The organism is Leptotrichia sp. oral taxon 221, from assembly GCF_018128245.1.
GTDB lineage: Bacteria > Fusobacteriota > Fusobacteriia > Fusobacteriales > Leptotrichiaceae > JABCPH02.
Genome location: NZ_CP072378.1, coordinates 1,564,195 through 1,579,097, shown reverse-complemented (window position 1 = coordinate 1,579,097; position 14,903 = coordinate 1,564,195). Strand labels below are relative to the sequence as shown.

The 14,903-nt window shown below is 27.9% G+C and carries 14 protein-coding genes, 3 tRNA genes and 1 other RNA gene; 11 read left to right on the top strand and 7 right to left on the bottom strand.

Features of this window, described 5'->3' with window-relative positions:
• Positions 1-128 precede the first annotated feature (128 nt).
• From J4863_RS06985 to J4863_RS06965, 5 genes are all read left to right on the top strand, one after another.
• Complete coding sequence (locus tag J4863_RS06985) at positions 129-536, top strand: YkvA family protein (protein WP_211618065.1); 408 nt, start codon at positions 129-131, stop codon at positions 534-536.
• 57 nt (positions 537-593) lie between these two features.
• Positions 594-1,391 (top strand): RNA-binding protein, encoded by a 798-nt coding sequence (locus J4863_RS06980; RefSeq protein WP_211618064.1) that lies wholly within the window; start codon positions 594-596, stop codon positions 1,389-1,391.
• Between the two features lie 122 nt (positions 1,392-1,513).
• Positions 1,514-1,699: a hypothetical protein gene (locus J4863_RS06975; protein WP_211618063.1), complete on the top strand. Its 186-nt coding sequence runs from the start codon at positions 1,514-1,516 to the stop codon at positions 1,697-1,699.
• A gap of 133 nt (positions 1,700-1,832) precedes the next feature.
• Entirely contained in the window at positions 1,833-3,638 is a 1,806-nt protein-coding gene (gene pepF, locus J4863_RS06970) for an oligoendopeptidase F (RefSeq protein ID WP_249111497.1), read from the top strand.
• A 233-nt stretch (positions 3,639-3,871) separates the two neighbouring features.
• Positions 3,872-5,323, top strand: a complete 1,452-nt coding sequence (locus tag J4863_RS06965) for an acyl-CoA dehydrogenase family protein (protein WP_211618061.1) — start codon at positions 3,872-3,874, stop codon at positions 5,321-5,323.
• 67 nt (positions 5,324-5,390) lie between these two features.
• Here J4863_RS06965 and ruvA read toward each other — a convergent pair whose 3' ends face one another.
• The 3 genes from ruvA to J4863_RS06950 are packed head-to-tail and all read right to left on the bottom strand — an operon-like array spanning position 5,391 to position 8,067.
• Complete coding sequence (ruvA, locus tag J4863_RS06960) at positions 5,391-6,044, bottom strand: Holliday junction branch migration protein RuvA (protein ID WP_211618060.1); 654 nt, start codon at positions 6,042-6,044, stop codon at positions 5,391-5,393.
• 10 nt (positions 6,045-6,054) lie between these two features.
• Positions 6,055-6,840 (bottom strand): glutamate racemase, encoded by a 786-nt coding sequence (gene murI / locus J4863_RS06955; RefSeq protein WP_211618059.1) that lies wholly within the window; start codon positions 6,838-6,840, stop codon positions 6,055-6,057.
• Between the two features lie 27 nt (positions 6,841-6,867).
• Positions 6,868-8,067 (bottom strand): D-alanyl-D-alanine carboxypeptidase family protein, encoded by a 1,200-nt coding sequence (locus J4863_RS06950; protein ID WP_211618058.1) that lies wholly within the window; start codon positions 8,065-8,067, stop codon positions 6,868-6,870.
• An 897-nt stretch (positions 8,068-8,964) separates the two neighbouring features.
• Here J4863_RS06950 and J4863_RS06945 point away from each other — a divergent pair.
• From J4863_RS06945 to J4863_RS06925, 5 genes are all read left to right on the top strand, one after another.
• Positions 8,965-9,051, top strand: a tRNA-Leu gene (locus tag J4863_RS06945).
• Between the two features lie 17 nt (positions 9,052-9,068).
• Positions 9,069-9,145 (top strand) — tRNA-Met (locus tag J4863_RS06940).
• A 5-nt stretch (positions 9,146-9,150) separates the two neighbouring features.
• Positions 9,151-9,227 (top strand) — tRNA-Met (locus J4863_RS06935).
• Between the two features lie 139 nt (positions 9,228-9,366).
• Complete coding sequence (locus J4863_RS06930; protein WP_211618057.1) at positions 9,367-10,110, top strand: hypothetical protein; 744 nt, start codon at positions 9,367-9,369, stop codon at positions 10,108-10,110.
• A gap of 28 nt (positions 10,111-10,138) precedes the next feature.
• Positions 10,139-10,783 carry an HAD hydrolase-like protein gene (locus tag J4863_RS06925; RefSeq protein WP_211618056.1) on the top strand — a complete coding sequence of 215 codons (645 nt, stop codon included), beginning with the start codon at positions 10,139-10,141 and terminating at the stop codon, positions 10,781-10,783.
• A gap of 276 nt (positions 10,784-11,059) precedes the next feature.
• Here J4863_RS06925 and J4863_RS06920 read toward each other — a convergent pair whose 3' ends face one another.
• Complete coding sequence (locus J4863_RS06920) at positions 11,060-11,764, bottom strand: YoaK family protein (RefSeq protein ID WP_211618055.1); 705 nt, start codon at positions 11,762-11,764, stop codon at positions 11,060-11,062.
• A gap of 358 nt (positions 11,765-12,122) precedes the next feature.
• On the opposite strand from J4863_RS06920, the gene ssrS reads away from it, so the two are divergent.
• Positions 12,123-12,327, top strand: a non-coding RNA gene (gene ssrS / locus J4863_RS06915) — 6S RNA.
• A gap of 101 nt (positions 12,328-12,428) precedes the next feature.
• On the opposite strand, the gene msrB is transcribed toward ssrS, so the two are convergent.
• The 3 genes from msrB to nagA all read right to left on the bottom strand — a co-directional run bounded on the left by msrB (position 12,429) and on the right by nagA (position 14,902).
• The gene (msrB, locus tag J4863_RS06910) at positions 12,429-12,887 is read right to left on the bottom strand and encodes a peptide-methionine (R)-S-oxide reductase MsrB (protein ID WP_211618054.1); all 459 of its coding nucleotides are present in this window, start codon (positions 12,885-12,887) and stop codon (positions 12,429-12,431) included.
• A 96-nt stretch (positions 12,888-12,983) separates the two neighbouring features.
• Entirely contained in the window at positions 12,984-13,646 is a 663-nt protein-coding gene (locus J4863_RS06905; RefSeq protein WP_211618053.1) for a Crp/Fnr family transcriptional regulator, read from the bottom strand.
• 107 nt (positions 13,647-13,753) lie between these two features.
• A complete protein-coding gene (nagA, locus tag J4863_RS06900) occupies positions 13,754-14,902 on the bottom strand; it encodes an N-acetylglucosamine-6-phosphate deacetylase (protein WP_211618052.1) in 1,149 nt (382 codons plus the stop codon).
• Between the last annotated feature and the right edge of the window lies 1 nt (position 14,903).

The following is a 14,903-nucleotide window of genomic DNA, read 5'->3' as shown; positions in this document are numbered from 1 at the left end:
ATATTTTTTATTTTTGACTACATTTTAACAAGATTTTCATATAGAAAAAATGAATTTTATGTGATAAAATACGATTGATTTCAAGATTATGGAAATGTTGAAAATGATATTTTGGGAGGAGTTTTGAGATGATAAGAAAGGCAAAAAAATTTTATGAAGGTTATAAAAAAACAAAAATTACGTTGGAACAATTGAAAAAGGCAAATAATTTAAAAGGGAATTTAGGAGAAATTGGGAATAAATTTGCTTTGTTGGTTAGAATGATGAGAGCAAATTTGAAGGGAGAATTTGAGATTTCTACGGCTGATAAGTTGAAAATTGTTGGAGCAATTGTGTATGTGATTACGACACTTGATGCTGTGCCTGACATTATACCAGTTTTAGGATTTGGAGATGATATTGGAGTGGTAGCTTATGTTATTGGGAAATTGGGGAAATTGATTAAGGAATATGAGGAATTTGAGCGAGTTAGAAGGAATGAAGAAAAAGATAAAAATGTTGATTTTGATAATTTGAAGGTTGTGAATGAAATTTAGTGGAATTTATAATTTGATGGAATTAATTAAATAAAAAATGTGAAAAAGGAGGGGAAAATGAAAAAAGAAATGTTTTTGAAGCAATTTCCGAAAGAATCAGAGCATTTGGCAAGTAAGATTTTTAATGCATATGAAATGGCTAGTGAGTATGAAATAATAAGTTTTACTGAGGAATTTTATACGCCAAATTTTTGGAAGAAATTTCAGAAGAAGATGAATGGATTAAATGTAATTACTAATGGAATTTTTGAGGATAGCGATAGGAGACAAATTGCGTTTGTGCCAGATAGCTTTATGACTGAAGATGTTGAAAATACTGAGCTTTTGGATTTTCCATGTAAATTGTTAAAAATATCAATAAATTCAAAATTTAAGGAATATCAGCATAAAGATTTTCTTGGAAGCTTGATGGGACTTAATATAAAGCGGGAATTGATGGGAGATTTGATTCTTGAAAATGGGATTGGTTATATTCCTGTTTCTAGCAAGATTGTGGATATAATTTTGGTGGAGTTGAAGCAGATCGGGAGAGCTCCGTGTGAAATTGAAATTGTGGAAGTTGAAAAAATTGAAGAGTTACCAAGCTATAATTATGATGATAAATTGATTACAGTGCCATCGAAGAGGCTTGATAGTATTGTTTCAGCGATAACGAATTTATCCAGAAATAAGGTTGTGGAGCCGATTGAAAGAGGAAAAGTTTTGATTGATTATGCGGAGGAAAAGGATAAATCTAAAATGATTGAGATTGGTAGTTTAATTACGATTAGAGGATTTGGAAAGTATAAGTTATTTTCAGACAAAGGAGAAACGAAGAAGGGGAAGGAAAGATTGTTGGTGAAAAAATATATTTAGTAGAAGTAGCTCAGAGAGTTAAAATATAGAATCAAGATGAGGGGAATATGATTTTGATTGGATAAATTTGGAATATTTTAATAGGAAATAAAGATTAAGAATCAAGAAAAGGAGTAGGAAATATGAAAGATGTAACACCAAAAAGTAATTTAGAATTGATTTTAAAAGCGATAGGATTTGCAGTAGCAGTTGTTGCGATAATTGCGTTATTGAAGGTGGCGTTTTATGCGTTTATGTCTGTGGCGGGATGGATTATTCCGTTAGCGATTATATATTTTTTAATTGTGAAATTTTCGGATAGAGATTAATGAAAACAAATAAATATTGATGGTGAAAATAGTAAAAATGATAAAAAGAATAAAAAATGAAATAGCAAAAATGGGAAAGGAGAAAAACTGAATAACAGAATCAAAAGATTTGTGAAAAGTTTTGTAAAAATTGATGGAAAGAAAAGATATTGCAAAAGAGTATAAATGGAATTTGAATGATATTTATGAAAATTATGAAAAATGGAATGAAGATTTTGAGAAAATGAAGGAAATTGAGAAAGAGTTGGTTGGATATAAAGGGAATTTTGGGAAGGAAGAAAATTTATTGAAATTTTTGAAGAAGCAAGAGGAATTGGATAAAATTTCGTATAAATTGTATAGATATCCGCAATTGGCACGAGATTTGAATTTGTTGGATAAAGAGGCAACAGAAAATTTACAAAAGATACAATTTTTGTTTGCAGAAATATCGACAGGGCTTTCGTGGGTTAATTCTGAATTAATCGAAAATAGAGAAAATATTGAAAAATGGATTCAAAAAGAGGAGTTTTCAGATTATAGATTTGGATTGGAAAATTTATTTAGATTGCAAAGTCATGTTTTGGATGAGGAAAAAAGTAAATTACTTTCGTATTTTAGCTCATATTTTTCAACTCCAAGAACAATTTATTCAGAAATTACAGTTAGTGATGTTCAATGGCCAGAAGTAGAATTGTCGTCGGGAGAGAAAATCGAAGCAACAGCTGCTAATTATGGAAAACAAGTTCATGTGAATAGAAATCAAGAAGATAGAAAATTAATGTTTGAAAGTCATTATGGTGTTTACAATAGAAGAAAAAATACAATTGCGGCTGTGTATAATTCAATTTTGCAAAAAAATATTGCGAAAACGAAGGCTTATAAATATGATTCATTTTTATTGAGTGCTTTGGAAGAGGATAATATTCCTGAGAGTATTTATTTGAATTTGATTAATACTGCAAAAGAAAATACTGCACCATTGAAAAGATATATAAATTTGAGAAAGAAAGTATTAGGATTGAAAGAATATCACAATTATGATGGTTCGATAAATTTAATTGAATTTGATAAGGAATATGAGTACAATGATGCGAAAAATATTGTTTTGAATTCAGTTAAACCTTTAGGGGCAGATTATGTTTCTAAAATGGAAAAGGCGATATCTGAAGGTTGGTTAGATGTATTTGAGACAAAAGGAAAAAGACCAGGAGCTTATTCAGCAGGAGTTTACGGGGTTCATCCATATATGCTTTTGAATTATAATAAGACGCTGGATAGTGTGTTTACGTTGGCACATGAGTTGGGACACACATTACATACGCTTTATTCCCAAGAAAATCAACCATTTTCAATGTCAGATTATACAATTTTTGTAGCAGAAGTTGCATCGACATTTAATGAGAGATTATTGCTAGATTATATGTTGGAAAAAACGAGTGATTCTGCCGAGAAAATCGCTTTATTAGAGCAAGAAATTGGAAATATTACAGGAACATTCTATTTTCAAGCACTATTGGCTGATTATGAATATCAAGCACATAAATTAGCAGAAACAGGACAACCTATAACAGCTGACGTTTTGAGTAAGATAACAGAAGATTTGTTTGATGCTTATTATGGCGATGGAATTGAAAAAGATGAATTATTGAATATTTTTTGGGCAAGGGTACCACATTTCTTTAATTCACCATTTTATGTGTATCAATACGCAACTTGTTTCGCATCTTCGGCAATTTTGTATGATAAAGTTATAAAAAATGAAGATGAAAATGTGAGAAAAGAAGCACTTAAAAAATATATTGAATTATTGAGTTCAGGTGGTAGTGATTTTCCGATGAATCAATTGAAGAAAGCAGGAGTGGATTTAGCTGAAAAATCTACTATTGAAGCAGTTTCTAAACAATTGGATAGTTTGTTGGATAAATTGGAAGAAGAATTAGAAAAAATTGAGAAATAGTAAGAATAAATAAATTAAAAATCTGAATTTGATTTTAAAATAAATTTATTTGATAATTTCTATGTTTCAAGAAGTGTTTCAAAAAAATTATAAATTTTTTAAATTTTTGACAAGATATAATATTATATAAATTGTTATTTTTTCTCTATTATGCTATAATAACACATGTTATATAAACAAAATATTTTATAATCAAAGTATTTTGTTTATAAAGAACTAATAGGAGGAAAAATATGAATAAATTTATAAATGAAAATTTGTTAAAAATGAATACAGAAGAATTTTTGTCAAATATAAAAAAAGCATTTAATGAAGTTTTTTCGAATGGAAATATAGAAAAAATAAATTTGATGAAATATTTATCAGAGGAGAAGTGGAAAAATATTAAAAAGTGTGGACTTTTATTACCATTTCTTCCAGAAAAATTTGGAGGAAGAAAAAATAATCAGTTTGAAATTCAGGAAGTACTTAGAATAGCTGGAAATTATGGTGTTCCGATTACACTAAGAACAGGAATTGAAGGAGCCTTGGTATTACAGCCACTTGTTGAATATGGAAATCAAGAGCAAATTGAAAAGGGCCTAGAAATGATATTCAATGGAGAAGGTGGAGGTCTTGGAATTACAGAGCCTAACACATCTGGATCTGCAATAGCAAAGGAAATGCAGTCATATTATGAGTATATAGATGAAAATACAATTCATGTTAAGGCTGATAAATATTGGCAAGGAAACTCACAAAGTGATTTTTTACTAGTTGCCGCTAAAGAAAAAAAGAATGAAAAAATTTCTAAAATAATTAGTTTGATATTAGTTCCTAGAGAGTATATAACTTATGATGTTTTAAATTCAGAAGGTTTAAAAGCTGTAAGATATGCAGTAAATCACATTGATGCCGATATTCCTGCAAAAAATATTATTAAACTTTCAGAAAACAAAGCAAATTGTCTCAGAGAATTTCAAAATATTTTCATAAGAAGCCGTTTACAGCTAGTAGGAATGACGCATGGAATTATGGAGTTTATTATAAAGAATATAATAAACTTTGCTAGAAAAGAAATAGATTTTGTTCAAAATGAATTGAATGAAATAAAAAATACGTATGAAATATCAAAAATTATGTACAATTATACTTGCAATAATATTTCACCAGAAAAATCTGTTGCCGATAAATTGATGGAAGCAAATATTCTAAAAACACTTGCTACAGAATATACTTATAAAGCAGCTCAAATCGCTCAAAAACTTTTAGGAGCAAAAGGTTTTGAAACTGGACATCCAATAAGTAATGTAGCTATTGATTTTAGACCGTTTACAATTTTTGAAGGCCCAAATGATATGCTTTATGCAGAAATTTATGATCAATTTTCTAGAGCTACAACTTCTGAAAAGAAAGATGGAATACGAATAAATAAAAATTCCACAATTTATGAAAGATTTCTTTCTGATAAAAGGTTCAAGAAATTTGAGAACACTTTTATAAATAATATTATCAATGAATCCAATGAGTTAATAAAATTCTTAAAAAATCATACACTAAATGAGATAGATCAAGTTAAAAAAGTTTTTGTTGGAAAAATATTGGCAAGATTGTTTCTTCTGCTTCAATCTGAATCAGATAATGTGATAAAATTTTTGATGAGAGATATAAGAAAAGATATAATAGATTTTGAATATAATGAGTAAAAAATATGGGGCTGTCTTAAAATTTTAATTATTTTGAGATAGCCCCTTAAAATATTTAAAGAGATTATTATTTTTTTTTCTCTTGTATTTTTTGTAAAATAATTTTTATTGATTCTCCTAAATCATTAATTTCAGATAATTCCTCATCAGAAATCCATTTTGAAACATCTGCATTCAAATAACCCAATGATTCCAATGCTAATTTCAAGTCTTCCTTCATTAAAATTAATTTTGTATTATTAACAGATTCTGTTGTTGAAATTATTAATTTACCATTTGCAATACTGCTATTTTCGTTGTCAATTTCAATTATATTTAATTTTTTAACTTTATCTTTCAAATCTAAAATTATTTTTTGTGCCTTTTTCACTCCTAATCCAGGAACTCTTGTAAATATTTTAGCTTCATCGCCAGTCACGATATCAATTACTTCTCTTGTATTAAATGTTGATAATATTGCAATTGCTAATTTAGGTCCTACACCACTTATACTTATCAATGCTTTAAATAATTCTCTCTCATTTTCAGTCTTAAATCCATAAAATGAAATATCATCTTCTTTCACATTTGTATGAATGTAAACTTTTTCTTTTTGTCCAATTTCTTCTAGTTTTTCAAAAGTTTTTAAAGAAATGTATATTTTATAAGCTAACCCATTGATATCCAATGCAATATAATCTACTTTTTTTACTTTTAATTCTCCAAATATATACTCAAACATTTTTGCCTTTCTACAACTTAATCAAATTTACCTTTTTTATATTTTTTCCTAAAAACATTGTTCCAACTTCTTTAAATTTATCTTCTCCATCAGTAACATAATATTCCACTTCATTACCTTTTTCCGCGTCATTTTCCAATAAATTATTTTCTTCTAGAATTTTTTCCAAATCTAAAGCAGTTTCTTTCGCTGGATCGACAATATTTATTTCAGGATAAATTTTAGAAATTACATCTTTTAGCAATGGATAATGTGTACATCCTAAAATCAATGAATCTATTTTTCCATCAAACTCATCTAAATAAGTTTTCACAATTTGGTTCATTAATTTCCCTTCTAAAATTCCTTCTTCCACAGCTGGAACAAATAACGGACACGCTTTTGAAAAAACTTCTATCTCATTATCTTTTTTCTTTATTTCTTCTTCATATTTTTTAGAATTTATTGTCGCTTTAGTACCGATAACTCCAATTTTTTTATTTTTTGTAGTGTATAAAGCTGTTTTTACTCCTGCATCAATCACTCCTATAATTGGCGTTTTAAAAGTATCGTTAAGTTCATCTAATGCAAGAGAAGTAGCTGTATTACAAGCCACCACTATTGCACTCACTTTTTTTTCAAGCAAAAACTCCACTATCTGTTTTGAATATCTTATTATTAAATCTTTTGTCTTTTCACCATAAGGAACTCTAGCCGTATCACCTAAATAATAAATTTTCTCATTTGGTAATACTTTTCTAATTTCTTTTAAAACTGTTAAGCCACCTACTCCTGAATCAAAAACTCCTATAGACATATCTTTTTGCCTTTCTTTAAAAATATTTTATCTCATTATTAAATCTCCACTAACTTCGATTTTCCCATCTGTAGCAGTGTATTTCCCTACAACTTTTCCTCTACTATCTCTATTTACTCCATCTTGTAAAGTAACACTATAAGTCAAATTAGGTTTTTCTGTAGCTGTTATTTCAATATCTTGTGTCGGATATAAATTATATTTTTCATTTCCTATTTTAACGACGGCAACAACATCTCTTTTACTTACAACTCTAATTTTTCTAGGTCCATCTTTGTGATTATTTCCGAATAAAGAACCCAAAAAGTCTTGGATTCCACTTTTCTTTTCTGGATTGTTTGTATTATTATTTGTATTGTTATTTGCATTTTTATTGGTATTGTTATTATTTTTTCTTCCATATCCGTTTGCGTAATAGTTATTAATTTCTCTCATTCCAATCGCATTTCTATCTTTAGATTTATTCGATCCCAAAATAACAGCAATTACTCTATCTCCGCCTCTATCAGCTGTCAAAATAATATTTGATCCCGCTGCATCATGATATCCTGTTTTCAATCCATCTAATCCTGTAACTTTCCCTAAAAGTGTATTTGTAGATGTAAGTTTTGTATCTCCATTACTAATATACGCAACTGAATTTTTAGAAAAATCCAAAAATTCACTATAGTCTTTTACTGTTATAGTTGCTAATTTATACAAATCTTTCGCATTTCCTTGATCCATACAAGAACCTGTATAACTAGGTGGCAACCCATTAGGCGAACAATATCTCAACGAATTTAATCCAAATTGTCTTGCTTTCGAGTTCATTTGTCCAACAAAACTATTCACATCCCCCCCAACATATTCAGCCAATGCATATGCTGCTGAATTTGAAGATTTTACGATTGTTGCTTTTAATAAATCTCTTACAGAGTACTGTTTACCTGCTTTTAATTGAATCCCATAAGGTATTTTAGAAGCCTTATTCGAAACTGTAACCTGATCATCATATGAAATTTGCCCATTTTTCAATTTATCAAATGTTAAAATCGATGTCATAACTTTTGTTATTGACGCCAAAGGTCTAACTGAATTTGCATTATCTTCTTTTATAATATTCCCATTCTCATCTCCAATTAATAACGCTTTATAATCTGAATAATCCTCTCCTTCCGCGAATGAAAACGCAGACATTGCCAGAAACATTGCTGTTATAAATATTTTTTTTCTATTTTTTTTCATTTTCCCTCTTTTCTTTTTATTCTTACTTCATAATTTACATTTACATTGAAAATCTTACTTACTAGATTTATTTGAAAATTCGATAAGAAAATAAAACAGACCTTTTGTAAATTCTCATTATATCTTCAACATTTTTCAAAGAAATTAACAATAATTGAGTCTTTATTAACTATCAATTTATCAAATTTACCTTATAAAAACTTCAACGTATAATTTTAACATTTTTTTTCTTTTTTGAGAACCATTTTTTAAAAAATTTTTGAAAATTTTTCTTTAACTAATAAATCTTCTAGAATTTTTTATATTTTTAATCTTATTTTTATAATTTCGTTAACTTTTTTCACTAACAAAGATAAAAAATACTAAAATAATAATTTATTCTAATAGATATACCGTATAATAATCTTGACCAATAGAAAAAGTGAAAACTTTTTTCTTCATAAACTCCTTTTAAGACCTAGGGTATACGGCTCTAGGTCTTTTTTTATATTATTACCAACTCAATGTATTATCTTTACTAGCTTTCTTGTTATTTTCCTTCTCTTATCTCTTAATATAATTTTTTTTCTTTTTCCTCATACTTTCACTTAAATAACACTTACTCATGCTTTTTTAAAAGGCGGTTGCCTGTCGGTTGCCTGCAATTCTAAATGTACATTACGCCTTTATTTATAATAGTTTGAATCTATATTTTTTTATATCATTTTTGAATATTTTTTATTTTTATCAATTACAGAATTAATTTTACCTAATTTTTGTTATATTTTAGGTAGCGTAGCCCCTCCGTAGCCCCTCTACTACTCTTATAATTCATCCTCAAAAAAAAATAAAAAAAGTTGTTGACAAAAATAAAATAATAGTGTATAATCATCTATGTAGTTAATAAAGTTAATGTATGCCTTGGTGGCGAAATCGGTAGACGCACAGGACTTAAAATCCTGTGGAAGCAATTCCGTGCCGGTTCAAGTCCGGCCCGAGGCACCATACAAAATTATAAATGTCGCGGGATAGAGCAGCATGGTAGCTCGTCGGGCTCATAACCCGAAGGTCGTTGGTTCAAATCCAGCTCCCGCCACCAAATATGCCTAGATAGCTCAGTTGGCTAGAGCATGCGGTTCATACCCGCAGGGTCGGAAGTTCGAATCTTCTTCTAGGCACCACTTTTAAAAATAAGTTGTTGTAAATGAGAGTTTTAAACTTTCTTTTTTTTTATAAAAATAATTATAAATACAGTAATTTTTATAGTTTCAGCGATTATAGAATTGTATTTTAAAATTTATCTAATGAAAGAGGAAAAAAATGAAGAAAAATAAAATTTTTTCTTATACAGAGAAGGAATGGAAAGAACTAGCTAAAGAAAAAGATTATGAAACAAGAATGAGAATCATAGGAATTTTGATATTGGGAATAAATTTTCTTATTGAAAAATATTATGGAAATAATGTTGTAAGTCATACGGTATTTTATTTAGTGATGTTAGCATATTTTCCATATTATTCTATAAAATTAAAGATAAAAGCTATGGAGCGAGATGAAAAAAGAAGAAAAATTTATTTGGCAGGTAATGTAGAGAAAAGAAAATCTCTGTTGAAGAAAAGTATTTTATTGATAGTTGTAATAATATTCTATTTTAATTTTTTTTCAAATAACTTATTTCTAAATATAGTTAGAATTGGTTTAATTCGTAAGAAGATTTATAATACAAAAGTTTTTTATTTTAAAGATCAAAAAGTTAAAGATACTGAGTTATTAAAAAATTGGATTTTAGAAGAAACTAGGTTTGAGAAATTATTATTAGATGGTAAAATTGGTGAAATAGATGATTTGCAAAAGGCTGAGGTAATACTAAAAAATCAGGATGGGGATGAAATAACAGTAGTTTCAATAGGTGATTACGTGGAAAAAGATAAAAAAGATTATCCGACGGTTTTTTTTACAGCGATAGTAATAAAAGGAAATTTTGTTTGTAATTTGAAGCCGGATATTCTTTTGGGAAAACTTAAAGATAAAGATTATAATTTTTATACAATTTTGGGAAAATAGAAAATGTAAAAAAGAGGGAGATGAGGATATGAAAGAGAAAATATTTTTGGTAGATTTAGATGGGACGATTATAAATTCGAGTAGAGGGATTTTGAATTCTTTTGATTATGCGTTTGAGAAAATGGGTGTTTTGACGCCATCGAAAGAGATTTTAAAGTCGTTTATTGGTCCTCCTTTGCATGACTCATTTGGATTGTATTTTGAAGGGAAAGATATTCAAAAGGCGGTTGAGGTATTTAGGGAATATTACTCGGAAAAGGGAATGTTTGAAATAGAGGTTTACGAAGGAGTGGAAGAGACGATTAAAACATTAAGTGAATCGTGTAAATGTAAATTGTTTGTAGCGACTTCGAAGGACGATAAACATGCAAAAGAAATAATAAAAAATATTGGATTGGATAAATATTTTGAGAAAGTTGTAGGATCTAGCGCTGATGGAACTTTTTCTGAAAAAGTTGATATAATTCGATATATTTTAGATAATGAAATAGAAAATACTGACGAATACGAAATTTTTATGGTTGGTGATACGAAGTTTGATATTATTGGAGCTAATAAAAATGGGATAAATAGTATTGGAGTACTTTATGGATTTGGTTCAGAGGAGGATTTAAGAGAGGCTGGAGCTACGTATATTGTAGAAAAGTTGACGGATATTTTGGAAATTAAATAAGATTGTTTGATATAATAAAAAGATGTATTAAAAGAAAATGTTGAGTTTAATTTTTATTTTTGAAGTGTGAGAATGTCTATAATTTTGTGTAAATTAATAGATGAATTCAGTAAATTCAATACTTTGCTATTTTGTTTACACAAAAATTTTTACATATTCGAAAGTGTCCGTAATTTTATCGGAATAGAGAGTAGAAAATATTTTCTCGTTATATAAGAACGTTAATAATTTATATAAACTATACAAATTATTGACGTTCTCTTTTTATATATAATTTTAAATTTTCTTTTTTGTCATCAAATAAGAAACTAAAAGTAAAATTGGAATTGCTGCTAAAACAGCTTTTTCTGATTGATTAATTGTGTTCAAGAAATTAACTAGAAAAACACATAAAAGACCTCCTAAAATGAATGAAAGAATCATACCGATATATTTTAGGAAGAAATGTAGACTCTTTTTGTTTTTAGTGTTTGTATAAATATACAAATGTTCCATTGAAGATCTAAAATTCCCAGTACACATTGTTGTTGCCATGACAACTCCATTTGATTTTTTGAATGTTTGGTACTGAATTGCGGCGATAAATGAAACAATAATATTCACATAAAGATCCCATTTTCCTTTAGAGATAAATCCGACAATAAGTAAAATGATAATTTCAATAAATACTCCAATTTGACGCCAATGGAAATAATTTTCGTTTTCAATATTTTTAGGTGCTAATTTTCCTCTTATAACTTCTGAAATGAAGATTCCAGCACCAAAAGCTAGGATAGGAAATAAATAAAAAATAGCTTTTTTAATATTTCTTTCTCCTAAATAAATAGCCAGATAAACAATGTTTCCTGTTTGAGCATTGGCAAGGACTTTTCCACGTACTAAAAATGTATAAGCATCAAGAAGACCTCCGACGATACTTAGTAGAAAAGTTAATCTAAAAGTATCAGACGGCTGCTTATTTCCGTTAAAAATTTTTTTCATAGTTCAGATTCCTTTCTTTTTAATTTTGGTAAGTTAATTATGTTTTGATTTTTATTTTTATTTAAAAAGTCATTTCCATAAATAATGAATAACAACTCATTTTTTGTTTATATAAAAAATCAAGTTTTACCAGATTTTATTTATTTCTACTAAAGTTTTTGAAAATTTATAAGTACATAAAATTTTGTTTTTCAATAAATTAATTATACCAAAAAAGGCTTGTTTTTTAAAGAGTTGTTTTAAGAACTATTATTACAAATGAAAATTTATAAAAAATTAGAAAATAAATGTTTGACAATTTTGGATATAAAGGATATAATACAGAAGGTTAGATAAAGAAATAAACATATATAAAAAGAAATTTCTGGTCTATTCGATACTAACAATATAATTTTTGGGCTTTACTCTTTTTTTAATGGGGTTATCACTTTACAAAAGAGATTCAGGTCAATCACGGCGGCATTAGCTTTGCACGGATTCTGTGCTGTTTTGTGAAAATAACTACCACCTGTAACATTTACAGGCAACCAAAAATTAAGTTAGAACGGTAGATTGGATTTTTTTTATGTAAAAATTTATATAAAAAAAGAGTAGAAATTTTAAATTGAACTTTAAAAATTTTACTCTTAAATTTAAAAATATGTTTGTTTTTAAAAATCAAAAATTATTTTTCATTTTCAAATAAATAAATATAGTCTGAATACCCTTCTTTTTCCAAATCTTCAAATGGAATAAATCTCAAGGCAGCAGAATTCATACAAAATCTCATTCCTGTTTCAGTTGGTCCGTCGTTGAAAATATGACCTAAATGAATATCGCTTCTTTTTGTTCTAACTTCAGTACGAGTTCTAGAAAGTTTGTTATCTTCTTTATAAATCATATTTTCTTGATTAATTGTAGCGTCAAAACTTGGCCATCCACAACTTGATTCAAATTTTTGCATTGAAGTGAATAGAGGTTCGCCAGAAACAATGTCTACGTAAAGTCCTTTTTCTGTATTATCCCAATATTCGTTTTTGAAGGGTGCTTCAGTTCCTTCGTTTTGTGTCACTTCAAATTGTTCAGGTGTTAATTTTTCTTTTAGTTCTTCGGTAGTGTATTTTTTTTCATAATCTTTTTTCATAAATCCTCCTAAAATTTGGTAAATTTTGTTAAGTAATATTTAACTTAGTATAACTGATTTTATATAAACAATATTGTAAATTTATATGAACTTTTTTTATATCACAGATAAATCAACACGATACTGATTATTACTAATTTTCGTCAAAAATCCTTTATTACAAAGTGAAGAAATTTCACGAGATAAAGAAGGTCGTGTAATTTCAAATTTTTTTGCAAGTTCAGAAATATTTGGATAAAAAGTGATAATTCCATTTTTTTGATTTTGTTTGACATAGCTAATAATTTTTTCTGTGATAGTTTTGTTTGTAAAATTAAACCAAATTCTTTTTGATAGTAATTGTCCTTTGTTGGAAATTTCGTTGATAAAATTTATTAAAAGGGTTTTATCAGTTTGTAAAAGTTCTAAAAAATCATTTTTGTCTAAAAAAAGCAATTTTGTTTTTTCAACAGTGATTAAATCAACGGGGAAAGTGCTTACATCGCCAAAAATAAAGGCAGGAGCGACAATTTGCTGTGAAGGAATGTAATCAATCACAATTGAATCGCCATTCAGCTTTTGCATTTCTCCTTTGCAAAGTCCTTCCAAAATAATAATTATATGATTAATAGTGTCACCTCGAAAAAAAACTAATTCATTTTTAGGATAATCTTTTATTTGATAATGAATTTTACTAAAAATATTCTCAATTTGTTTCTCATTAAATGTTCGAAAAATACCGATATTTTTTAATAAACGATAGAAGTTATTTATCTTCATTTTTTCTCCTTTCATTCAAAAGGAAACAAAATTATTTTGTTTCTCAAAGTAATTATATCATATTTTTTTGTTTAAATGAAAGGTAAAAATACAATTTTTTGATAATTTTAGTAAGTTTGTAGATTTCCTTTTGAAATAGTTCCTTTAATTTTAAAATTATCATCAAAATATGTTAAATCGGCGATAAATCCTTCTTTTATGTATCCGTATCTTTCTTCTACAGAAATAAATTTTGCTGGATAGGAAGTTGCCATTCTTAATGCTTCTTCTAAAGGTTGATTGACTTTTTGAACTAAATTTTTAACTCCGTCAATCATTACAAGAGCTGATCCGCCAAGTGTTCCTTCGGGAGAAATACATTTACCATTTTGATATAAAACACGATTTCCTTCAAACATAAATTCTTTCATGCCAGTTGTTCCAGCAGGGCTTACAGCATCAGTAATTAGATACAATCGATTTTTCATTATTTTTTTTGCAATTTCGACAGCAGAAAATTCTGAGTGAAAACCATCCACAATTATTCCAGCACTTAATTCATTATCGTTAAATAGGAAACCGACAAGTCCAGGATTTCTCGATTCTAGTGGACTCATTGCATTATATAAGTGTGTTCCTCCATCGTAGTATTCTTTTTTTTCAAGACATTGGTCATAAGTAGCATTTGAATGTCCCATATTTATTTTGATTCCAGCTTTTCTCAAAGTTTTCAAATGTTCAATTTTCGCTTTTTCTGGTGCAATCGTAATTAATCGAGTGATTTCTTTTCCAGAATCTGCAATTTTTTGTATAATTTCATCTGACAAAATTCTAATGTATTCAGGTCTATGAATTCCTTTTTTTTCAACACTTATGTAAGGCCCTTCAATGTGAAGTCCCAAAACACCGATTTTTTCTGGATTATCGATATTTTTCAAAACTTCTAGAGCGTTAAGAATTTTATTATCAGGAGAAGTGATTAATGTTGGTAAAAATGATGTACAACCAAATTTTTTGTTAGTTTCATTCATAATTTTTAATGCGTTTTCAGACGTATCATCATTGAATAATACACCGCCACATCCGTTTAACTGCAAATCAATAAATCCTGGTGACAAAACCATTCCTTGAATGTCTATGATTTCATTGTCAGAAATTTCTTTTTGTGATAATTCATTTTCATTTAAAATTTTTTTTATAGTTTTATCTTCGATGAGAACAGTATTTTTGTCTATAAATTTTTCTCCATCAAAAATTATTGCATTTTTTATAATCATT